Genomic DNA, 21,310 nt, shown 5'->3' on the forward strand with positions numbered 1-21,310 from the left:
TTACATTACCTGAAATCCCTGCCAATAAGGATCTTCATCATCAATAATAATATGATTATAGCCGGTAATTCTTGCCCAGCCTTCTACTGACGGAATAATGGCTGGTCTCCCATCTAAAGTAGCAGTCTCTTCAATTCTCCCGATAAACTGTGAACCAATATAGCTTTCATGAATAAATTCCTCTCTTTCCTTCAGTTTTCCCTTAGCATACCATTGAGCCATTCTTGCCGAAGTTCCTGTACCGCATGGTGAACGGTCTAAAGCATTTTCACCCACCAATACTGCATTTCTTCCGCTGGCTTTAGGATCTGTAGGTTTCCCCGTCCACTGAATGTGGCTTAATCCTGTAATATGTTCAATTTCCGGATGGATGAATTCATATTTTTCATTGAGTAATTTTCTGATAATCTTTCCATAGTGGATGAGCTGACTGGCCGTAAAATCAGAGATATCTCTGAAGTTTTCCTGAGGATCTATAATAGCATAAAAGTTTCCGCCATAAGCGACATCAGCCCTTATTAAGCCAAGATCCGGACATTCAACTTCAAGGTTTTCAGCGTAGAGGAAAGATTTTATATTCGTCAGCTTTACAGATTTTACTTTTTTTCCTTCCTGTACGTAATCAATAAGGATAAGTCCTGCAGGGGTTTCAAGGCGTAATCTTCCCGGAATTTTAGGTACAACAAGTCCTTCTTCAATGGCAATGGTAACCGTTCCGATTGTTCCGTGTCCGCACATGGGAAGACATCCGCTGGTTTCAATATATAAAACTCCGATATCATTATTTTCATCTGCAGGAGGATACAGCATACTTCCGCTCATCATATCATGACCACGGGGTTCAAACATCAATCCTTTTCTTATCCAGTCGTATTCTTTCATGAAATGAAGTCGGCGTTCCATCATAGAATTCCCTTTTAAAATAGGAGCACCACCTGCAACAAGACGGACAGGACATCCACAGGTGTGAGAATCTATACAAAAAAATGTTCTGTTCATGTGGTCTGTAATTTTAATGATTCTGAATTCATTACTCCATCCACCATTCTGCTGATTTGTAATGGATTATCATTTTTAAGTTCATCAGGTAAAAATTCATCCGGCCAGTTCTGAAAAGAAACAGGACGAACAAAACGTTTAACAGCATCCGGTCCTACAGAGGTAAAGCGGGAATCGGTAGTGGAAGGAAAAGGACCACCATGCTGCATGGCATACACCACTTCTACTCCTGTAGGCATTCCATTGAATAGCAGCCTTCCGCATTTATCTTTGAGAATATGGATTAGCATACTATTATCCCGTACATCGTCATGGGTAGCGGCAATAGTAATGGTTAATTGTCCTTTTAACCGTTGGGCAATCTTGATGAGTTCTTCATTAGTTTCACACGCTACAACAATACCAAAGGGTCCAAAGACTTCTTCACTCAATATAGGATTATTCATGAAGGTATGGGCATTGGTTTTTATCACTGAAGCGATTCCCTGATCATTTTCTGCGACTGTATTTGATGAAGCTATCATTTCAACATCTGTCTGCTCTGTTGCAGTATTTTTGTTTTTTTCAAAACTTTCCAATATCCCTTTGTGAAGCATTGCAGCGGGAGCCACGTTTTGAATTTCCTCTTTTAATGCATGGATAAAACGATCAAGCGGTTTCCCTTTCAAAGCAATAAACACTCCCGGATTGGTGCAAAACTGGCCGACTCCTAATGTTAAAGAAGCAATATATTCTTTGGCTAATGTTTCTGCTTTGTTTTCAAGCAAGTTTTGAAATGCAAATACAGGATTGCTACTTCCCATTTCTGCAAAAACCGGAATAGGATTTTCACGGTTGTTGGCAATATCAAACAGAACCTTTCCACCCTGGAAAGAACCGGTAAAAGCAACTGCCCTGATGTCTTTATGCTGAGTGAGATAAGCTCCGATTTCATAGGAAGTTCCGGTGATATGGCTAAAAACTCCTTCAGGCCATCCAAAGGCTTTAACAACCGCACTTATAGCAGCAGCCATCATTTGTGAAGTCTGAGGATGTGCCGGATGCGCTTTTATAATGACAGGGCAGCCTGCACCGATAGCACTGGCAGTATCGCCTCCTGCAGTAGAAAATGCAAAAGGAAAATTACTGGCTCCGAAAATGACAACAGGTCCGATGCCTACATTATATTTTCTAAGATCACCTTTTTGTTTTTCAGGCTGGGCGAGATCAATTCTGGCTTCTGTGTATATCCCGGAAGCAACAGCTTTTGCATAGCTTCTCCATTGTCCTACAGTTCTGGCTTTTTCACCAATAAGTCTGGCTAATGGCAATGAAGTTTCGGTATGAGTAACAGCCAAAAGGTCTTCCCCCAAAGCTTCAATCTGATCAGCGACAGCATTCATAAATTCTGCCCGTTCAGTGACGGTCGTGCTTTTAAGAAACTGAAAGGCGTCAGCAGCCCTCTGGATTCTTTGATCAATATTTTGTGTTGATGTTTCTTCCATCATAGCTGTATTTCTGGAATTAATAGTGCCGGACGATTCGCTCTGCCTTCTTCAATAATTTTTTGAATTCTTTCAGCTTCTTTTCCCTGAAGTTCAAGACGTGGAGCTCTGACATGAGGATTGCTTATTCCTTCTGCTGTTGCAGCCAGTTTAATATATTGGATAAGTTTAGGGTGAATATCCAGCTCCAGCAATGGCATAAACCATCTGTAAATTGCTACAGCTTTATCATATTCATTGGCTTTCACATGGTTGTACATCGCCATGGTTTCATTAGGAAATGCATCTACAAGACCTGCCACAAGACCGTCTGCTCCAAGCATCAGGGTTTCCAGACAAATAGTATCTACTCCTCCAAGAATTTTAATTCTTTTTCCAAAACGGTTGATCATTCTGGTTACGTTCGCCAGATCTCTTGTTGATTCTTTTACCGCCTGGATGGTCGGATATTCAATAAGCTCCTCAAACATTTCAAGAGAAACGTATATTCCATAATCTACAGGGTTGTTATAAATAAGGATAGGAAGATCTGTAGCGGAAGCCACTGCTTTAAAGTACTCAACAACTTCGTGGTTATCAGCTTTGTAACGCATTGGTGGAAGAAGCATCAGGCCGTCTGCACCAAATTCTTTGGCTTTTTGAGCGAAGTTGACGGCATTTCTGGTCGTATTTTCAGAAAGATTGAGAATGACAGGAATTCTACCCTGTGTTATCTTTTTGGCATATTTCAGCAGTTCAAATTTTTCCTCTGTTTCCAAAGCACTGGCCTCTCCCAATGTTCCTGCAAGGATAATCCCGTGAACTCCTGCTTTAATCTGGGCTTCTGTATTGATGGCAAACATGTCAAAGTCTATCTCCCCTTCTTTTGTAAAAGGCGTCAATACAGCGGGATAAATACCTTCCCAGTTTAGTTTTGTACTCATATCAAATAATATTTATTCAAAACTAGGTGAATTTTAAAACGGTAAATGTTAATATTTTAATAGGTTCTCACCGTATTTTAACATGTAGCTGTTTATTGCTCTATAGTAGCCTCTTTGTAGTGCTTCAGGTATTCTTTAGGAGAATATTTCATGATGGATTTAAAAACGCGGTTAAAATTGGTAAGGCTATTGAATCCACTGTTGAAGGCAACAGAAGAAATACTGTACATATTGCTGGCTGTCAATAGTCTGCAGGCCCGCTGTACCCGAAGTTCATTGAGGTATTCGATATACGTGATGCGGGTACGTTTTTTAAAAGACCTGCAAAAAGCCTGAGGCGTCATACAGGCTTCTTTGGCAATGAGATTAAGGGTTAGTTTATGTTGGGTAAAATTTTTCTTGATAAAATTCTGTGCATCTATAATTCTTTGGTCTGTATCAGAAATAGGATCAGGCAGATTCTTTTCTGAAGATAACGGAATATGCAAATGCCTGTTTTGCATAAGATGGTTTAAAATCCTTATAAAATCTATAATCTGATCTACTCCTTTTGTTTTTTGCAGTGCAGCAATATCTTCTGCGATACTTTTTTTTAGTTTGGAAGCCACCTGGAACCCTACTTCTGAATGATTGATGAAATTTTTTAATTCCTCAAATTCCGGTAAGCCGAAAAATGCAGCGATCTTTTTATGAGGATCAAAGAAGATAGAGATGGCATGAACCTTCTGCTTTTCATTTTTCTCAAAACTGCCCCTGAAAACATGGGATTGATTGGCTCCGAGATAGAAAATATCACCTGCCTCGAAATTAAAGAGATTCTGTTCTATGGCCAATGTTCCATGCCCTCGAAGAATCCACATGATCTGTGTTTCTGTATGACGATGGAAATATGGATAGAAATTAGGCATAATATCTTCCTGAATGCGGATACTTTTGTTGGTATCGGCCGGAACAGAAAACTGGAGACTCTTCATCATAATATGAATGTTTTACCGGGTTATCAGATTAGCATGGTTAAAATATTGCTGAAGTTAAGCAAAATATGAACATTGACTATCAGATTAAAATCCAAATTTTACATATTCTTATTTTTAATGAATAAAGTACTATAAATAGTACAAAATCGTAACTTTAAACTTTTAAAATAAAAAGTATTCATAATATATGTTTTCAGCACAAACTTATCAAGACAGAAGGTCAGTATTACAAAGAAGTGTGTCTAACGGAATCTTATTATTTCTGGGAAATATAGAGAATCCTGTAAACTTTGAACACAATCCTTATTATTTCCGCCAGGACAGTACCTATTTATACTATTTCGGAATCCAGGAACCCCGTATTGCAGCGATTATTGATATTGATGAGAATAAGACCATTGTTTTCGGAGATGAACTAAGTATCGATGATATTGTATGGATGGGCAGACAGGAAACCTTGAAAGAAAAAAGCCTGAAGTCCGGAGTGCATGAAACTTTACCGTATGCTGAGCTTTCTCAATATATTATAAAAGCAAAAGCTTCAGGAAGAAAAGTCCATTATCTCCCACCTTATCAGTCTTCCAATAAAATTGTACTGGGAGATCTTCTTGGGATTAAAATTGCAGAACTGCAGCCCTCTGTGGAAATGATTAAAGCTATTGTAAAACAGCGTTCGATCAAAGAACCTCAGGAAATTGTACAGATTGAACAGGCTGTGAATGTGTCCAATGAAATGCATTTACTTGCCATGCGCGCAGCGAAGCCGGGAATGAAAGAATATGAAATTGCCAACGCGATCCAGTATCTTGCAGCCAACAAAGAATGTCAGATGTCTTATCCTCCTATTGTGACGATCAACGGAGGAATTCTGCATAACCATTATCGTCTTAATACCATGAAAGAAGGCGATCTTTTCCTGAATGATTCCGGAGCAGAAACCGCAATGGGATATGCGGGTGATCTTACCAGAACCTTTCCTGTAGGGAAGACTTTTACCACGAAGCAAAAGGAAATGTACGAAGTGGTTCTGAATGCTTTTAATCAAGCTCAAAACCTTCTGAAACCGGGAATCCGATTTAAAGATATTCACCTCAAAGCAGCACAGCATCTGGTAGAAGGACTTATCGATCTTGGATTGATGAAAGGTAACCCTGAAGATGCGGTAAAAAATCATGCTCATACCCTATTTTTTCAGTGCGGACTCGGGCATATGATGGGATTGGATGTACACGATATGGAAGACCTTGGAGAACAGTATATTGGCTATACTGAAGAAGAACCGAAAGACACCAAAACATTCGGATTGAAATCTTTACGTTTAGGGAAAGCTTTAGAGTCTGGTTTTGTAGTAACAGTTGAGCCTGGTATTTATATGATTCCGGAACTGATTGACATTTGGCAGGCTGAAAATAAAAACGCAGACTTTATTAATTATGATAAAGTAAATGAATACCGGAATTTCGGAGGAATCCGTGTGGAAGATGATTTCCTGATCACAGACAACGGGTACAGACTTCTGGGTAACGGATTGATCAAAACCGTTGAAGAAATTGAAAATTACAGAGCTGAACATTGAGCTTAATTCAAATAGAACTATGAAGAATATAAAAAAACTAACAGCTATTGCATTGTATTTCCTGTGCCTGTCACCATTGGCGGCACAGAAGACACAATGGACTCCGGATGGCAACGCTTATTATTCATTTACTAAAAAAGGGATTGAAATTGTTGATATACTGCATCCCGGAAAAGATCAGCTCCTTTTAAGCAGCAGCGAGCTGGTTCCTGCCGGAAGTTCTGAAGCCTTACAAGTACAAAGTTTTCAGGTATCTCCTGATGATAAAAGTTTATTGCTTTTTGCCAATACAAAAAAAGTATGGAGAGATAATACCCGTGGAGATTACTGGATTTACGACAAAAATACCAAAAAGCTTACCCAACTGGGAAAAGGGTTACCTGCTTCCTCACTGATGTTTGCAAAGTATTCTCCGGATGGCAAAAAAGTCGCTTATGTATCCAAGCATAATATTTATGTTGAAGATCTTGCCAGCAATCAGCAGACTAAAATCACTACAGATGGTACAGACGGAATGATCAACGGAACTTTCGACTGGGTATATGAAGAGGAATTCGGAACTCAGGATGGTTTCAGATGGTCTGCCGACGGTAATAAAATTGCTTACTGGAAGCTGGATGCCCGTGGTACGAAAAACTTTCTGATGATCAATAATACGGATAGTCTGTATTCTTTTACCGTTCCGGTAGAATATCCAAAGGTGGGAGAAAATCCGTCAGGATGCAGTATCTGGTTTTATGATCTGGCCTCCAAATCTTCAAAGAAAGCTGATATTGCAGGAGATGAAATGCAAAACTATATCCCAAGAATGGAATGGGTGCTGGATTCTAAATCCGTTATTCTTCAGCAACTGAACAGAAAGCAGAATCAAAGTAAAATTATCGTAGCAGATGCCAATTCCGGAAGCAGTAAGGCGATTCATACAGAAACCGATGCGGCATGGATTGACATAAAAACCCGATGGAATGACAACGATCCAAAAGGCTGGGACTGGATTGATAATGGAAAAGAATTTTTATGGCTTTCTGAAAAAGACGGATGGAGACATATTTATAAAATAGATATGAATGGTAAAGAAACATTAATTACGAAAGACGCTTTCGATGTAATTAAACCGGAATTCTTTGATGTTAAGAACAAGCAGATTTACTTTTTAGCTTCCCCAAATAATGCCACTCAGAAATACCTGTACAAGGTAAGTATGAAGGGAGGAAAAGCCCAAAAAGTAACCCCTGAATCCTTTACTGGCTCTAATACTTATACCATATCGCCTAATGGAAAAATTGCCATGTTTACGAATACCAGTGTCAATTCACTCTCAACAGGCTCTGTGGTATCGCTTCCGGAACATAAAGAACTGGTTGCAGCCAACAGGTCCGTAAAAGCAGATCCCGCAAAATCTAAAGCTGAATTTTTCCAGATTACCACACAGGATGGTATTACATTAGATGGCTGGGTAGTAAAGCCTAAAAATTTTGATCCTGATAAAAAATACCCGGTCGTTTTCTACGTATATGGAGAACCTGCGCTGCAAACCGTAACTGATGATTTTTATACCGGCTGGAATTGGTTATATGCCGGAGATATGGCTGAAGACGGTTATTTATATGTTTCTCTTGAAAACCGGGGAACACCTTCTCCCAGAGGAAGCGAGTGGAGAAAGTCTGTCTATCGTAAAATAGGGCAGATGAATATCCGTGATCAGGCGATGGGTGCGAAAGCTTTATTTGCAAAATGGCCTTATATCGATACTTCAAGAGTTGCCGTATGGGGCTGGAGCGGTGGAGGTTCTTCTACCCTGAACCTTTTGGGACAGTATCCTGACATTTATCAGACCGGAATTGCCATTGCACCGGTTGCCAATCAGTTATTCTATGACAATATCTATCAGGAACGTTATATGGGACTTCCGCAGGAAAACAGAGAAGATTTTGTGAAAGGTTCTCCGCTGGCTTATGCTAAAAACCTGAAAGGTAATCTTCTGTTGGTTCATGGAACAGGTGATGACAATGTACATTACCAAAATACAGAAGTTTACATTAACGAACTGGTAAAATACAACAAACAGTTTCAGCTGATGTCTTATCCTAACCGTAGCCACGCTATTAATGAAGGTGAAGGAACATCCCTGCATCTTACAACTATGTTTACCAGGTATTTAAAAGAACACTGCCCTCCGGGAGCAAAATAAATAATGAAAGTCTCACAATGATGTGGGACTTTTTTATTTTTTAAATGATTAAGAACCGTGTTCAGCATTACACAAAAATTCCCCGGATTGCTCCAGGGAAAAATAAGTGTCAAAACCTATAATTTTTTTATAGTGGTGTGGAATGATGTTATATAAAAAACAACAATGGATATGCCAAATTACTCACTATTTTATGAGATGTGACTTTTTGTGGTATCTTTTGTTTGCTCAAGGTAGTTCCATTTCCTTAAGATTATTAGTAAATTTGAGTAAATAATTTCTCATCATTATGAAACTGCCTCTTTCCTATTATTCCAATCAGGATGTTCTTTTTCTGGCTCAGGACCTTTTGGGAAAAATACTTTATACAGAAATCAATGGTGAAACAACGGCAGGTATCATTGTAGAAACAGAAGCCTATTTTGGAGTAAAGGATAAAGCATCCCATGCTTATGGAGGCAGACGGACAGACCGTACAGAAACTTTATACAGCCACGGTGGTGTATCCTATGTGTATTTATGCTATGGGATTCATCATCTTTTCAATGTGGTGACTTCTGTGGAAAATGACCCTCATGCCGTTCTGGTGAGAGCGGTAGAACCTTTAATAGGTAAAGAAATTATGGAGCTCAGAAGGAATATGCCGGCCTCTAAACCAGCCATTTCTGCAGGGCCGGGATCAGCGGCCAAAGCCCTGGGCATCGACCGTTCATTGAACCGAAAAGATCTTTCCGGACATGAAATCTGGATTGAAGATCAAGGTATTTCATATACTCCGGATGAAATCGCTGCAGGTCCCCGTATAGGTGTTGCTTATGCACAGGAAGATGCGCTTCTTCCCTGGCGTTTTTTTGTGAAAGGAAATAAATATGTGAGCAAACCCAATGCGCTATAAATATAAATTTCAATAGTATCCTATTCTATTGAAAGTGTAGAACGTTTCATCTTCTCTAAAATACAGTCCATCTCTTTTTTTTGCCGGATCACTTAGTTTATATCATTGACAACGAATTGATAAAGGTAACTTTGTAAAGTGAAAACAAATGAATTCTATTGAATAGATTTCATTTTCAATATCATTAAAACATATAGTATGAACTGGATTGCATTAATTATCGCAGGAATTTTTGAAATCGGATGGCCTTTAGGGCTTAAACTTTCTCAACAGCCAGAAAATAATAAATGGAGCTGGATCATGTTTTCAATTCTGTGCATGACCGTTAGCGGTGGATTTCTCTGGTTTGCTCAAAAAACCATCCCTATAGGAACGGCATATGCTGTTTGGACAGGAATTGGTGCAGTGGGAACTTTATTGGTGGGGATTCTCTTTTTCCAGGATTCAGCCAGTATTTTAAGATTGCTCTCGGCTTTGTTGATTGTAGTGGGAATCGTTGGTCTTAAATTATTTTAATGATCAGCATTATTTTCTGTCGTGTAACTTTATTGAGTAATTTTTGCTAATGGAATATTAAATCTTTTTAATATTTCATTATTTAGTGATTTAATAAATACAATTTAGTATATTTACACCTGGATAAGACATAATAATAAATGCCCTCATAATCAGTAACCTGTCTCTATGAGATATTTTTACATGGTTATAACAAGATTCTAAGACACAAATGCTTCTATCTTTTTCAACTAAAAAGAGTGGTACAATAACTTACCACTCTTTTATATTATCTTAAAACGATCCGTCGTCTTAATTCTGGGTCAGATTTTTCTTAATGAAATCTTCCAGTTCTTTGCCATGAAGGTTTTTAGCTACAATAGTTCCCTGCCCGTCTATAATAACATTAAAAGGCAGTTCATCTACTTCATAAAGCTTTGCTAGAGGGCTTTTCCAGAATTTTAAATCACTGATCTGTATCCAGTTGATCTGAAATCTGTCAATCGCTTTCTGCCAGCTTTCCTTATTCTTGTCTAAAGAAACACCCACTATTTCAAACTGATTATTCTTTATCTGTTCAGAATAAGTATCATACATCGTTTTCAGTTGTGGCTGTTCTTCTACACATGGAGCGCACCAGGTTGCCCAGAAATCAATCAGAACCAGCTTCCCTTTCAATGCAGAAAGAGAAAATGAAGTTCCATCTGCCCTGGCCATTGTAATTTCAGGAGCTTTCTTCCCTACTTCTATTTTGTTTTGAGCGGTAATATATCCTGAAAACAGGATAAAAAATAGCAGTTTAAAACCGTTCTTTATATTAATCATTGGTAGGGTAATCTTTATCAAGCCAGTCTGTTTTAATATTTTTCGGAAGATTTAAAAGCTTTGCATTTTTGAAGCCCATTTCCATCAGCAAAGCAAATGCAGGACGAATATTGGGGCACTTTACAAAAGGACAGCATCCGCAGTAGATCACAATTTCTCTGTTCTTCGGAATATTTTTAAGATAGTTCCTCAGCTTTTCCAGATTCTCAGGTTCATGCGTCGGTCCAATATCTACAGAACCTTTCACAATAGCTTCAGGCCCTACTGAAATAATCACCAGATCTTTTGTCTTATTTTTTTCAATTCTGGAAGCCAGTAACGCAGGATCCATCAGCTGGCTGTCTTTCCATGGATCTTGTTTTTGCTGTGCCTGACTGAAAATGGAACAGACAAAGCATGCAATGATAAACACATATTTCATTCTTCTATTTTTCACAAAGATAAGTTGAAAAGTTCGGAGTTCAGGGTTGGATTAATCAAATAAAGCTTATTAAAATTTTTAAATTTAAACCGTGTAATGAATAATTTTATACATTTATGTGATATATTGTTGAATATAAACACTTACCAATGGAAGAAAAATTCCAGCCAGATGCCATCATCATCGGAACAGGATTGGCAGGGCTTACTGCTGCCATGGAAATAACCAATGCCGGAAAAAAAGTACTGCTTTTGGATCAGGAAACAGAACAGAATATGGGTGGACAGGCATTCTGGTCATTCGGAGGATTATTTCTGATCAATTCACCCCAGCAAAGAAGAATGGGCATCAAAGATTCTTATGAGCTGGCTTTACAGGACTGGAAAGGAACTGCTGGTTTTGACCGTCCGGAAGATTATTGGCCCCGCCAATGGGCAGAAGCTTACCTGAAATTTGCTGCAGGTGAAAAATACAAATACATTTCCAAACTGGGAATCAAGCTGATGTTTATGGTAGGCTGGGCAGAACGTGGTGATGGTTCCGCAACAGGTCACGGAAATTCCGTACCCCGCTTTCATGTGAGCTGGGGAACAGGAACTGGCGTGATAAAACCTTTTGTAGAAAAAGCTTATAAAGCTCAGGAAAAAGGACTGCTTCAGGTGAAATTCAGACATCGGGTAACTGAAATTATTACAGAAAACGGTAAAATAAAAGGTCTTAAAGGTGATGTTCTGGAAAATGATACTCAGGAAAGAGGTGTTGCAACCAACAGAAATATAATCTCTTCCTTTGAATATACAGCCCCGAATATCATCATCGCTTCCGGAGGAATTGGCGCCAATCATGAATTGGTAAGAAAGAACTGGCCGGAAAGATTGGGAAAAGCTCCTGAAAACATGGTTTGTGGTGTTCCTGCTTACGTTGATGGCAAAATGATAGGCATTGCAGAAAATACAGGCGCTCATATCATCAATCCGGACAGAATGTGGCACTACACCGAAGGCTTACAAAACTGGAATCCAATCTGGCCCAACCACGGAATCCGCATATTGCCCGGGCCATCATCGCTATGGTTTGATGCTAAAGGTGAACGTCTCCCCGCTCCTTTTCTTCCGGGATTTGATACCTTGGGGACTTTACAGTATATCCAGAAAACAGGGTTTTCCTATTCATGGTTTATTCTTACCCAGAAAATTATCAAAAAGGAATTTGCGCTTTCAGGCTCGGAACAGAATCCGGATATTACGAATAAAGATTATGGGCTTTTTCTGAAAAGGATTTTTGGTAAAAAAGCACCCGGACCTGTAGAGGCTTTTAAAGCGCACGGAAAAGACTTTATTGTATCAGATAACCTGGAAGATCTGGTTAAAAGAATGAATGAACTGGCAGGAAATACCCTGTTGAAATATGAAAACATAAAATCTCAGATTGAAGCCAGAGACCGTGAATTAGACAATAAGTTTTCAAAAGACACTCAGGTTAATTACATCCGGAATACCCGAAATTATTTAGGGGATAAATTGGGACGTGTTGCTGCTCCGCATAAGATCTTAGATCCTGAAAACGGGCCTTTGATTGCTGTACGTCTTAATATTTTAACCCGAAAAACATTGGGTGGAATAAAAACCAATCTGAATGGTCAGGTGCTGAGAGAGGATGACAGTATTATTGAAGGACTCTATGCTGCAGGAGAAGCGGCGGGCTTTGGCGGTGGCGGAATGCATGGCTACAGAGCTCTGGAAGGAACATTTTTGGGAGGTTGTATCTTCTCAGGAATGAAAGCCGGACAATATATTGCCGGACTTTAAAATTGAATAAAAGTATTAATTATGAGTAGCTATTTCGATCATAAAGTCATCTGGATTACAGGAGCATCCTCAGGCATTGGCGAAGCTTTGGTAAAAGAACTTACCAAAAACAGTAACGCCAAAATTATCCTTTCCTCCAGAAAAGAAGAACAGCTTCATTCCGTTGCTGAGAAAGCTGGTTTGAGTAAAGACCGATATGCGGTGATTCCTTTAGATCTTAAAAATTATAAAGAAATGCCCTCCATTGCAGCAAAAGCATTGGAACAATTCGGAAAGATTGATATTCTGATTAATAATGCCGGATTATCACAACGGTCATTAGCCATGGAAACCGATATTGAAGTTGATAAACAGCTTATCGATATTGATTATATCGGAACAGTAGCACTTACTAAAGCTGTTGTGCCTTATATGATTGAAAATAAAGGAGGACAGATCGCGGTTGTGTCCAGTTTAATGGGAATTTTCGGTGCTCCTATGCGAAGCGGATATGCCGGTGCAAAACATGCTTTACATGGTTTTTTTGATGCCTTGAGGGCAGAATTATTCACCCAGAAAATTAAGATTACGATCATTTGTCCGGGTTTTATACAGACTGATATTTCTATTAATGCAGTCACCGGAGATGGTTCATTACAGGGTACCATGGATGATGCCACAAAGAATGGAATGCCTGTTGATATTTTTGCCAAAAAGATGCTTTCTGCCATTGAAAAACAGAAAAGACAAAAAGCGATAGGCGGTAAAGAAGTTATGGCAGTTTATCTGAAGAGATTCTTTCCCAATGTATTAGCCAAAATAATCCGTAAAGCAAAAGTCGTATAATGAAAAGAGGTTGTTTCAAAAGTCAAACAATTGGCTTTTGTCATTGACTACGTCGAATCTTCGATTTCTGACGAAGGAAGAATCTTATTGATGAACAACTATATGAGATTCTTCACTGCATTGATGAACTACGTTCGCAAACTTTCAGTCTGTGTTCAGAATGACACTTTTGAAACAACCTCTTTTATATCAGAAGGTTTTTACCAGGCCAATTCCCACAATTTTATTCTGATAGAAAGGCATGACCATGGTGGATGAAAGCGATGTTTTCACTTTATTTTTTCCCCGTAATAAATTATCAATTTTTGGAAACAGCCAATAGGCCAGTTCTGTAGAAAGAATTCCGAATCCGGCTCCTGCTATGACATCTCCCAGCCAATGCTTATCATTCAGCATTCTGTATACTCCGGTGAAAACAGCGAACGGATATCCGGAGATACTGAGCCAGAAATTGGTGTCTTTATATTCCCGGAACATAAATTGTGCGGAAGAAAATGCGGTGGCAGAATGCCCTGAAGGAAAAGACAACGTATTGGAACCGTCCGGTCTTTCTTCTTTGACCAGATATTTTAAAGGCATGGTAAAGGCAGCCGCAATCAGTTGTGACGAAGCGTAAATAATGGTGCGGTCTCTCAGATTATGTTTTCCTTTTATCCCCATTGCATTAAGCCCATAAACCATTACTGCCGGAGCATACTGGGTATAATTATCCAGTTGTATCTGTTTAGGCTGATGTTCGTTGATTTCAACCTTAGTGGATAGATTAAGCTGCTTCAGATTCTTGATGGAAAGACCTGCTACTCCATAGGTAATAAATGCAGCAGGAATGATCAGACTTTTATAATTCAGGGTGTTTTTTTGAACTTCCTTCGTGCTCATGCTATCCTGTACAGGTTCTTGCACACGTATCGTGTCATTGGTATTCTGAGCATTGATCCGGCTTGCCACTGAGCTTAAAATCATTGCATACACCAGCGCTTTTTGAAACTGTTTTTTCATTTTAAATCACATTAAAATTATCCGATTCTGTATTAAAATTTATAGCTGTATCCCAAACGAATCACCTGGGTTTCGTAGTAATCATTGCTGGTATAAGCAAATCCGTTACCTTGTACAGACTTCTTGATCACCATTGTATTGAGCAGATCCGAAGCATTGAAAAAAAGTTCCCCCTTCCCTTTCTGAATCGCTTTTTTTACGCCTGCATCCATTGAGAATCTTGATTGTATTCTTCCCTGAGGAATAATATCCGGGGCCAGATATACCAAGGTAAACTGCATATCCAGCCCTTTGGAGAAATGAAAAACATTGTTCATCTTAACATTTCCTGAGATAGCGGTTTGCTGATCTGCAGAGAATGTATTAGGTTGAGGATACAGATTCTGTACAGTAAATGCATCAATCTGATTACGGTAGATATTTCCGTTGACATTCAGGGAATAAATATCCGATACTTTTTGGTTCCAAATTGTTTCAAGACCTGTATTATAGCTCTTTCCTGCATTTTGGAAGATGGCATAAATAAGGGTGCTGCCCGGAACAATACTGGAAATTCTGGTGATCGTTCCATTGGCAAAACGGTGGTATAATGCAGAATATAAATATCCGCTATTCCAATTGTGCTTATATCCAAGTTCAATAGAGTTCGTAAACTGAGGACGTAATGCCGGATTTCCTACCTTAATGATCTCTGCATCATCATATTTTGGAAAAATCCTGATATCCACTTCATTAGGACGGTCTACTCTTCTGTTGTAGAAAACAGAGAACTTATTACGGTCATCAAGCTTATACGCCAGCCTGAAATTCGGGAATGGCTGGGTGTAATTGTATCCGTCACTTTTATACGTAGGATGGTTAGGATTTACATCATACTGAATTTTCACATATTCTAGTCTGAGTCCCAATTCTGCTTCCCATTTTTCATTTTCAAAAACATAATTTCCATACACTGCTGGAATAAATTCCTTATAATCTGCTTTTCCACCGGCAGAAACATCCAACACAGAGTTAGTGCCCGGAATAAAATTCATATTGGTAGGAATGCTTCTGTTTCTCAGCTTAATTCCTGTTTCTATTCGTCCATATTTCAAGGGTTTTACATAATCTACATTGAAATCGTATACCTGTTCATCCGATAAGAGTTTAAAAGCATCAGTTCCGGTAGAAGCTGGCAGATAATTATCATAGAAGTATTTTTCATCCTCTCTATGGAACGTATAGTTGAATCCCACATTCAGCACATGTCCGGCTTCTTTGAATCTATGCTGATAAGAAGCTGTTCCCATCACGGTTGTTTTCAGTTCATCCTCCAGAAACTGCCATAAACGCAAACGCTGAGACAGATCTCCATTGAAAAACGGCTGATCTCCCCGGTCAATGATTTTTTCACTTCCATACATTCCTGAAATGGTTAGGGTATTCTGAGGATCACTATTCCAGTCTATTCCGGCTTTGGTGGTAAAGAAATTGGTATTTCTGTTTCTTTTCAGCTGGGAATTAATAATTGTTCCGTCATCATAAGTACGGGTTACAAATTCATTCTTGTTAAGGGTTTCTGTATAAAGATTATCTGCCTGTAAGAATATATTGACTTTGTTTTTTCTGTAATTAACAGACAATGAGGGATTAATCTTTGGAGTGAGTGTATACTGCGGTCTTATCGTGGGAAGATTTTCCTTTCTCACCCAAAGTGAGCCTAAACCTGTGGTGAATCCTGCTTTTCCGTTCCATCCGTTTTGCTTATTTTTTTTCATGATGATATTGATGATACCAGCATTTCCATTCGCATCATATTTTGAGGAAGGATTGTTGATGATCTCAATTTTATCAATGGCAGAAGCAGGGATATTATCCAATCCGGTCTGGCTTCCAAAACCAGTGAGAGCAGTCTGTTTCCCATCAATCAGTACAGTAACCTTATCATTTCCTCTCAATTGTACTTTACCATCCTGAACCGTAATTCCGGGAAGATTCTGCATACTTTGCAATACGGATCCACCACTTTGGCTGATATTTTCGGCTACAGAATAGGTTTTCTTATCCAGACGGCTGTCTATTTCATTCTTTTTGGAAGCGGTGATGGTAATCGCCTCTATTTTGTTTTCTGTTTCCTGCTGCGCAATCAGTTCAATGGTAGGAATTTCCAGAAACTCGGAAAGACTTCCTATAAAAACAGGTTGTATCTGTGTACGATATCCTGCAAGTGAGGTTTCCAGAAGATAGTGGTCTGGTTTTATTCCTGTAAGAGAAAACCTTCCTTCTTCATTGGTAATTGTTCCGGCTGTAAAAGTGCTGTCTTTTTCTTTTTTTAAAATAATATGAGCATAAGGCAATGCCGTTTTGTCTATACCCGTGATCCTTCCTGAAGCTGTCACAGAAGCTGTCTGTGCAGAAACAAGAGAAGAAACCATCATGCAGGCCGGAAAAAATAACAGGGCTGTTTTATTCATTCTTCTGGTTTTTATTTTCTTTAAAAATCGTTTTCGTTATAACAGGTGTTGAATTATTCTTTTTGAAGGGGTAATTCCCGGTTGTGTTTTCTTTGTGAAATGATGATCATCAATACCATCAGAGCAAGGGAAATCAGAGAAGCGTTCAGGGTTCCCAGATCCAGTCCTCCTTTCGCTAAAGGCTTGGTTAAAAGATCTCCGAAAGTAGCCCCAAATGGTCTGGTGAAAACAAAAGCAATCCAGAACAGCAACACATGATTGATCTTTGTGGCATAATGAAGTATTATCACAACGAGGATAATCAGTCCGGTAATCAAAGCTCCGGTCATATATCCGAGCCCTAAATTATCACTCAGAAAATCTCCAAAAGCAGTTCCCAGGCTGTTGGAAAATAAAATGGCAGTCCAGTAATACAGTTCTTTATTCTTTTCAAAAATGGGATACACTTCAAGGTTACCGTACTTTTTATACCATAAAAACAAAGAAAGTAAAAGGCCGGAAAGTAAAATTAGACTACCAGCCAGATATCCGGTTTTCAGTGTTCTGTCGATGCAGTCAGAGATTTCCGTTCCTAAGGTGGTTGTTCCTATAATCACCATCCAATAGACAGCTGGTATATATTTTTTCACACCAAGCTGTACAGATAAAATGATGAAAAAGAACACCAGAGTAACCAGAATACCTACTACATAGCCCAGGTTAAGCGTCATAGAAATAAAATCACCCAAAGTCTCTCCTAATGTGGTAGCAACAATTTTCATCATCCAGAAAAGAAGGGTTACGGATGCAACTTTGTTTACAGTTTTCATTTTCTAAATACAATTTATACCTCAGTATGTTTTCAATACAAAGGTGCAAACCGATTTAGAAGAAATTTAGAATTACGGGAAACCGCGATTTTTTTAACTATAATTTAACGGAGAAAATATGGTGTTGATTCTCAAACCTGTAACTGATGGTCCAATGATGAAACCTGCAAATTTCCTGAATGATAGACAAGCCCAGTCCGCTTCCGCTGTTATCCGTTGAAAGTTTTGAAAATCTTTTGAATAAGAAGTCCGTATTCAGTTTCTCAGTCCCTGAATTGGAAATTTCAAAAACAGAATGGGTAAGCTGTATAGAAATGCTGCCTCCGACAGCCGTATGACGAATGGCATTAATGATAAGATTATTGATTAATATTTCTGTCAGAATATTATTTCCGATTACCTGTACTCCATTTGAAATATGTTCTGTAACTGAAATATTTTTTTGCTCAAAATGTTCTCTGAGAATATCAATGCTTTGATGAAGCAAATGATCAAAATAAATAGCTTCCGAACTGTCGAACTGATTATTATCAATTTTAGCAAGCAGCAAAAGGTTTTTATTGATGCGGGAACTTCTTGTGAGCGCTCTGTTCATATCCTCTGCAATGCTGTATTGCTTTTCGGTAAGGTTTTGATCCTGAAGCAGAAGATCCAGTTTGTTTTTAATAATAGCGAGCGGAGTCTGCAATTCGTGGGAAGCATTTTCTGTGAATTCTTTCTGGGTTTTATAGGTAGACACATTACGCTCTATAAGTTTATACAGAGATTGATTGAGTTCTTCAAACTCCGCAGTATCAGAAGCCGGAAATTCTATCGTATTCTGACTGTTAAGGTTGAAACTCTTCAACTGATCCAATGTGCCTCTGAACGGTTTCCAGATAGATGAGGAAAGCCTTCTGTTTAGATATAACAGCCCAACCACAATCATCACAAAAAAGAAGATAGTAATAATGGCAATAACGGCTATGGTTTCATGAGATTCCTCAATATTGGTCTCTATGGTAAAAAGATAAGGTTTGCCATGAATGTAAATTACTTTTTTAAGACATCTGTAACGCTCTTTTTTCTGTTCCGAAATAAAAGGCAGATGCCTTTCGTATGTATAAACACTGTCCCGCTTTACCTGGCTGGTAGAAATTCTTTCAATATTGGTTTCGGGCTGGATATGATTCCATAATGCAAGGCTTTTGTTAAGCATTTCTTCTGAAAGCTGCAGCTGATTGAATTCATAAGCCGTTTTTTCTACAATAATCTGGTTGTGCTCATCCAGCTCATTTTTCCAGATCGTATCCACCACAAAATAATACACAGGAATACTGATCATCAGTACAATAAGTACGTAGATCAAAAAGGGTTTGGTAGTTTTGGTGAGTAGAGGCTTCACAATAATGATGAATTATAAATTATGAGTTATGATTTATTTTTTGTTGTAATGATGATGCTTCGGATTATTTTTTATATTTCTGTGGCTTCATTATTGATGATTCCATATTCTGTGGATAATAAATAATCTGTCTGAAACAAAAGCTCAATCCAGTAAAGAGATTCATCACATTCTTTTTTAGCAACAGCCAGTTTATGAATAAAATCTGCTTTACTTTCAGCATTTTGTGATTCTCTTACTAAGGCTCCTACTGCTGTTCCGCTTCTTAAGAGCTGTTTACTCAGAACATATTCATTCTTAGCAGCTGTAAGATATTTGTAAAGATTAATAATCCTTATTGCAAAACTAAAACTTTTATCTTTCAGGACATTTTTCTTTTCACTCATAATAATTCATCATTTATAACTCATCATTCATCATTCATAATTACTCTAGCTTTCCCACTTATACCCCGTTCCGTACACTGTTTTAAGATAATGCCCGCATCCAGCATCATAGAGCTTTTTCTTAAGATTTTTTACATGAGCATAAACAAAATCATGATTGTCCAGCATATCTGCAAAATCTCCGGAAAGATGTTCTGCCAGGGTACTTTTGGAGATGACTTTATTTTTGTTGCCGATAAAATAAATGAGGAGATCAAATTCTTTCTTGGTCAGAGAAATAAGTTCATCATTTACTGTAACAGTTTTTGCCAATAAATCGATCTGAAGTTCATGCTGTTTTACCACATTAGAACTGCTGAACTGCTTCCGCCGGATAATAGAATAAACCCTTGCCATAAGCTCAGAAAGATGAAAAGGTTTGGTCAGATAATCGTCTGCACCCAGTTTTAGTCCTTCAATTTTATCATCAAGGGCATTTTTTGCAGAAATAATAATCACTCCGTCCTGCTTCTGTTGCTTTTTTAATGCTTCCAGAATGGTAAGGCCATTTCCGTCCGGCAGCATAATATCCAGTAAAATACAGTCATAATCAAATGCTTCTATTTTACTCATAGCGTCACCGAACGTTCTGGCAGATTCGCAGAGATAATTTTCTCCGGACAGATATTCGGAAATACTTTGTACAAGTTCGGCTTCGTCTTCAATGATAAGAATTTTCATGCGATAAATCTATCATTAAATTTAGAAGAAATTTTGAATTTAAACCATTTAAAGAATGAAAAATGAAAATATGTTATTCCTTTGGAATCTGTGCCTTCTCATAAATCAGTCCTTCATTTTTCAATTCCTTCCAGAATTCGGCCGGAATCTTGGTATTAAGAGCCCGCAGGTTGTCTTTCACTTGTCCAGGCTGGCTGGCTCCCGGAATAATGGAAGCAAATTCATCTGCGGCCAGTACAAAATGCAGCGCGGCATCAATAAGGCTTATATTATACTTTTCAGCAATGGAAGTCATTCTGGCTCTCTTTTCATGCATTCTCTTCGGAATCACATCTTTATAATTATAACGTTCTCTTCCTGCTACATATCCTGAATTATATCCGGCTCCCGAAACCAGTTTCACCCCTGCTTTTCTAACTGCAGGAAGAAGACGGTCCACAGCATCTTCATGTTCCAGAATAGAATATTGTGTGGCCGAAAGACAGATATCCGGATCAGCAGATTCAATACAGTCTAAAATAGGTTCTATTTTATTAACACCCATTCCCCATGCTTTTATAACTCCCTGACTGCGAAGTTCAGAAAGAATTTTAAAAGCTCCGTTTCTTGCCTGTTTCAGAAAATAAGGATAACGGTCTCCTACCTGATCTTCAGAAAGATCATGGACATAAACAATATCAATATGACTCAATCCGGTTCTTTGAAGGCTGTCTTCAATAGATTTCTGTACGGCGTCGGCTGTATAATCATGCAAGAAGTCGTAATGAAGAGGTTTTTTCCACATAGTTGGAGGAACATCAGATTCAGAAACCTGATGAAAAAGTCTTCCTACTTTGGTTGAAAAAATAAAATCATCCCTGTCTTTATCTTTAAGAAAATGTCCAAATCTTCTTTCACTTTTGGTCAATCCATACCATGGAGACGTATCATAATACCGGATTCCGGTTTCCCAGGCTGTCTGTAGAATCTGATGAGCCTGTTCATCTGTAATATTTTCAAAAGCTGTTCCTATTGCTACACCTCCTATTCCCAGTTGGTGTTTTTCTGTTAAAATGTGTGATTTCATAGATGAATATTTAAAGTGTTGGATAAGCAGTAAAGTACAAACATCGTGCTGGCACCGAATGAAACGTTAAAAAG

The 21,310-nt window shown here is 38.5% G+C and carries 19 protein-coding genes; 6 read left to right on the top strand and 13 right to left on the bottom strand.

Features of this window, described 5'->3' with window-relative positions; all coding sequences use genetic code 11:
- The 4 genes from RAH34_RS07645 to RAH34_RS07660 all read right to left on the bottom strand — a co-directional run bounded on the left by RAH34_RS07645 (position 1) and on the right by RAH34_RS07660 (position 4,383).
- A complete protein-coding gene (locus RAH34_RS07645) occupies positions 1–999 on the bottom strand; it encodes a 4-hydroxyproline epimerase (RefSeq protein ID WP_306595713.1) in 999 nt (332 codons plus the stop codon).
- Positions 996–2,486: an aldehyde dehydrogenase (NADP(+)) gene (locus RAH34_RS07650; protein ID WP_306595714.1), complete on the bottom strand. Its 1,491-nt coding sequence runs from the start codon at positions 2,484–2,486 to the stop codon at positions 996–998. Before RAH34_RS07650 ends, RAH34_RS07645 begins: the two co-directional genes overlap by 4 nt.
- A complete protein-coding gene (locus RAH34_RS07655; RefSeq protein WP_306595715.1) occupies positions 2,483–3,406 on the bottom strand; it encodes a dihydrodipicolinate synthase family protein in 924 nt (307 codons plus the stop codon). The genes RAH34_RS07650 and RAH34_RS07655 overlap by 4 nt, the downstream gene beginning before the upstream one ends.
- A gap of 92 nt (positions 3,407–3,498) precedes the next feature.
- Positions 3,499–4,383, bottom strand: coding sequence for an AraC family transcriptional regulator (locus tag RAH34_RS07660; RefSeq protein WP_306595716.1), 885 nt, complete (start codon positions 4,381–4,383; stop codon positions 3,499–3,501).
- Positions 4,384–4,570: 187 nt separating this feature from the next.
- On the opposite strand from RAH34_RS07660, the gene RAH34_RS07665 reads away from it, so the two are divergent.
- The 4 genes from RAH34_RS07665 to RAH34_RS07680 all read left to right on the top strand — a co-directional run bounded on the left by RAH34_RS07665 (position 4,571) and on the right by RAH34_RS07680 (position 9,561).
- Complete coding sequence (locus tag RAH34_RS07665; RefSeq protein ID WP_306595717.1) at positions 4,571–5,959, top strand: aminopeptidase P family protein; 1,389 nt, start codon at positions 4,571–4,573, stop codon at positions 5,957–5,959.
- A 19-nt stretch (positions 5,960–5,978) separates the two neighbouring features.
- Entirely contained in the window at positions 5,979–8,150 is a 2,172-nt protein-coding gene (locus tag RAH34_RS07670) for a DPP IV N-terminal domain-containing protein (RefSeq protein WP_306595718.1), read from the top strand.
- Positions 8,151–8,439: 289 nt separating this feature from the next.
- On the top strand, positions 8,440–9,045 hold the full coding sequence (locus RAH34_RS07675) for a DNA-3-methyladenine glycosylase (RefSeq protein WP_306595719.1): 606 nt from the start codon (positions 8,440–8,442) through the stop codon (positions 9,043–9,045).
- A 198-nt stretch (positions 9,046–9,243) separates the two neighbouring features.
- Positions 9,244–9,561 (top strand): multidrug efflux SMR transporter, encoded by a 318-nt coding sequence (locus tag RAH34_RS07680; protein WP_306595720.1) that lies wholly within the window; start codon positions 9,244–9,246, stop codon positions 9,559–9,561.
- A gap of 291 nt (positions 9,562–9,852) precedes the next feature.
- Here the strand turns inward: RAH34_RS07680 and RAH34_RS07685 are convergent, their stop codons facing one another.
- The gene (locus RAH34_RS07685; RefSeq protein ID WP_306595721.1) at positions 9,853–10,365 is read right to left on the bottom strand and encodes a TlpA disulfide reductase family protein; all 513 of its coding nucleotides are present in this window, start codon (positions 10,363–10,365) and stop codon (positions 9,853–9,855) included.
- The gene (locus RAH34_RS07690) at positions 10,358–10,801 is read right to left on the bottom strand and encodes a rhodanese-like domain-containing protein (RefSeq protein WP_306595722.1); all 444 of its coding nucleotides are present in this window, start codon (positions 10,799–10,801) and stop codon (positions 10,358–10,360) included. The genes RAH34_RS07685 and RAH34_RS07690 overlap by 8 nt, the downstream gene beginning before the upstream one ends.
- Before the next feature lie 134 nt (positions 10,802–10,935).
- Between RAH34_RS07690 and RAH34_RS07695 the strand changes: the two genes are divergently transcribed.
- Both RAH34_RS07695 and RAH34_RS07700 read left to right on the top strand, forming a co-directional pair.
- On the top strand, positions 10,936–12,594 hold the full coding sequence (locus RAH34_RS07695; RefSeq protein ID WP_306595723.1) for an FAD-binding dehydrogenase: 1,659 nt from the start codon (positions 10,936–10,938) through the stop codon (positions 12,592–12,594).
- A 21-nt stretch (positions 12,595–12,615) separates the two neighbouring features.
- The gene (locus RAH34_RS07700) at positions 12,616–13,419 is read left to right on the top strand and encodes an SDR family oxidoreductase (protein WP_306595725.1); all 804 of its coding nucleotides are present in this window, start codon (positions 12,616–12,618) and stop codon (positions 13,417–13,419) included.
- A gap of 189 nt (positions 13,420–13,608) precedes the next feature.
- Here the strand turns inward: RAH34_RS07700 and RAH34_RS07705 are convergent, their stop codons facing one another.
- From RAH34_RS07705 to RAH34_RS07735, 7 genes are all read right to left on the bottom strand, one after another.
- Positions 13,609–14,418: a phosphatase PAP2 family protein gene (locus RAH34_RS07705; protein WP_306595726.1), complete on the bottom strand. Its 810-nt coding sequence runs from the start codon at positions 14,416–14,418 to the stop codon at positions 13,609–13,611.
- 32 nt (positions 14,419–14,450) lie between these two features.
- On the bottom strand, positions 14,451–16,871 hold the full coding sequence (locus RAH34_RS07710; protein WP_306595727.1) for a TonB-dependent receptor: 2,421 nt from the start codon (positions 16,869–16,871) through the stop codon (positions 14,451–14,453).
- A gap of 53 nt (positions 16,872–16,924) precedes the next feature.
- Positions 16,925–17,680: a hypothetical protein gene (locus tag RAH34_RS07715; protein ID WP_306595728.1), complete on the bottom strand. Its 756-nt coding sequence runs from the start codon at positions 17,678–17,680 to the stop codon at positions 16,925–16,927.
- 97 nt (positions 17,681–17,777) lie between these two features.
- Positions 17,778–19,028 (bottom strand): HAMP domain-containing sensor histidine kinase, encoded by a 1,251-nt coding sequence (locus tag RAH34_RS07720; RefSeq protein WP_306595729.1) that lies wholly within the window; start codon positions 19,026–19,028, stop codon positions 17,778–17,780.
- A 107-nt stretch (positions 19,029–19,135) separates the two neighbouring features.
- Positions 19,136–19,450, bottom strand: a complete 315-nt coding sequence (locus RAH34_RS07725) for a four helix bundle protein (protein WP_306595730.1) — start codon at positions 19,448–19,450, stop codon at positions 19,136–19,138.
- 45 nt (positions 19,451–19,495) lie between these two features.
- Positions 19,496–20,170: a response regulator transcription factor gene (locus tag RAH34_RS07730; RefSeq protein WP_306595731.1), complete on the bottom strand. Its 675-nt coding sequence runs from the start codon at positions 20,168–20,170 to the stop codon at positions 19,496–19,498.
- A 73-nt stretch (positions 20,171–20,243) separates the two neighbouring features.
- Positions 20,244–21,236, bottom strand: coding sequence for an aldo/keto reductase (locus tag RAH34_RS07735; protein WP_306595732.1), 993 nt, complete (start codon positions 21,234–21,236; stop codon positions 20,244–20,246).
- Between the last annotated feature and the right edge of the window lie 74 nt (positions 21,237–21,310).

Origin of the sequence: Chryseobacterium sp. WLY505 (genome assembly GCF_030846215.1) — a bacterium.
Classification (GTDB): Bacteria; Bacteroidota; Bacteroidia; order Flavobacteriales; family Weeksellaceae; genus Chryseobacterium.

Coding starts and splice junctions, on each gene's coding strand:
- RAH34_RS07705 (WP_306595726.1), bottom strand. CDS start 14,418: ATGAAAAAACAGTTTCAAAAAGCGCTGGTGTATGCAATGATTTTAAGC.
- RAH34_RS07645 (WP_306595713.1), bottom strand. CDS start 999: ATGAACAGAACATTTTTTTGTATAGATTCTCACACCTGTGGATGTCCT.
- RAH34_RS07725 (WP_306595730.1), bottom strand. CDS start 19,450: ATGAGTGAAAAGAAAAATGTCCTGAAAGATAAAAGTTTTAGTTTTGCA.
- RAH34_RS07735 (WP_306595732.1), bottom strand. CDS start 21,236: ATGAAATCACACATTTTAACAGAAAAACACCAACTGGGAATAGGAGGT.
- RAH34_RS07670 (WP_306595718.1), top strand. CDS start 5,979: ATGAAGAATATAAAAAAACTAACAGCTATTGCATTGTATTTCCTGTGC.
- RAH34_RS07685 (WP_306595721.1), bottom strand. CDS start 10,365: ATGATTAATATAAAGAACGGTTTTAAACTGCTATTTTTTATCCTGTTT.
- RAH34_RS07650 (WP_306595714.1), bottom strand. CDS start 2,486: ATGATGGAAGAAACATCAACACAAAATATTGATCAAAGAATCCAGAGG.
- RAH34_RS07675 (WP_306595719.1), top strand. CDS start 8,440: ATGAAACTGCCTCTTTCCTATTATTCCAATCAGGATGTTCTTTTTCTG.
- RAH34_RS07715 (WP_306595728.1), bottom strand. CDS start 17,680: ATGAAAACTGTAAACAAAGTTGCATCCGTAACCCTTCTTTTCTGGATG.
- RAH34_RS07660 (WP_306595716.1), bottom strand. CDS start 4,383: ATGATGAAGAGTCTCCAGTTTTCTGTTCCGGCCGATACCAACAAAAGT.
- RAH34_RS07710 (WP_306595727.1), bottom strand. CDS start 16,871: ATGAATAAAACAGCCCTGTTATTTTTTCCGGCCTGCATGATGGTTTCT.
- RAH34_RS07665 (WP_306595717.1), top strand. CDS start 4,571: ATGTTTTCAGCACAAACTTATCAAGACAGAAGGTCAGTATTACAAAGA.
- RAH34_RS07730 (WP_306595731.1), bottom strand. CDS start 20,170: ATGAAAATTCTTATCATTGAAGACGAAGCCGAACTTGTACAAAGTATT.
- RAH34_RS07695 (WP_306595723.1), top strand. CDS start 10,936: ATGGAAGAAAAATTCCAGCCAGATGCCATCATCATCGGAACAGGATTG.
- RAH34_RS07655 (WP_306595715.1), bottom strand. CDS start 3,406: ATGAGTACAAAACTAAACTGGGAAGGTATTTATCCCGCTGTATTGACG.
- RAH34_RS07700 (WP_306595725.1), top strand. CDS start 12,616: ATGAGTAGCTATTTCGATCATAAAGTCATCTGGATTACAGGAGCATCC.
- RAH34_RS07680 (WP_306595720.1), top strand. CDS start 9,244: ATGAACTGGATTGCATTAATTATCGCAGGAATTTTTGAAATCGGATGG.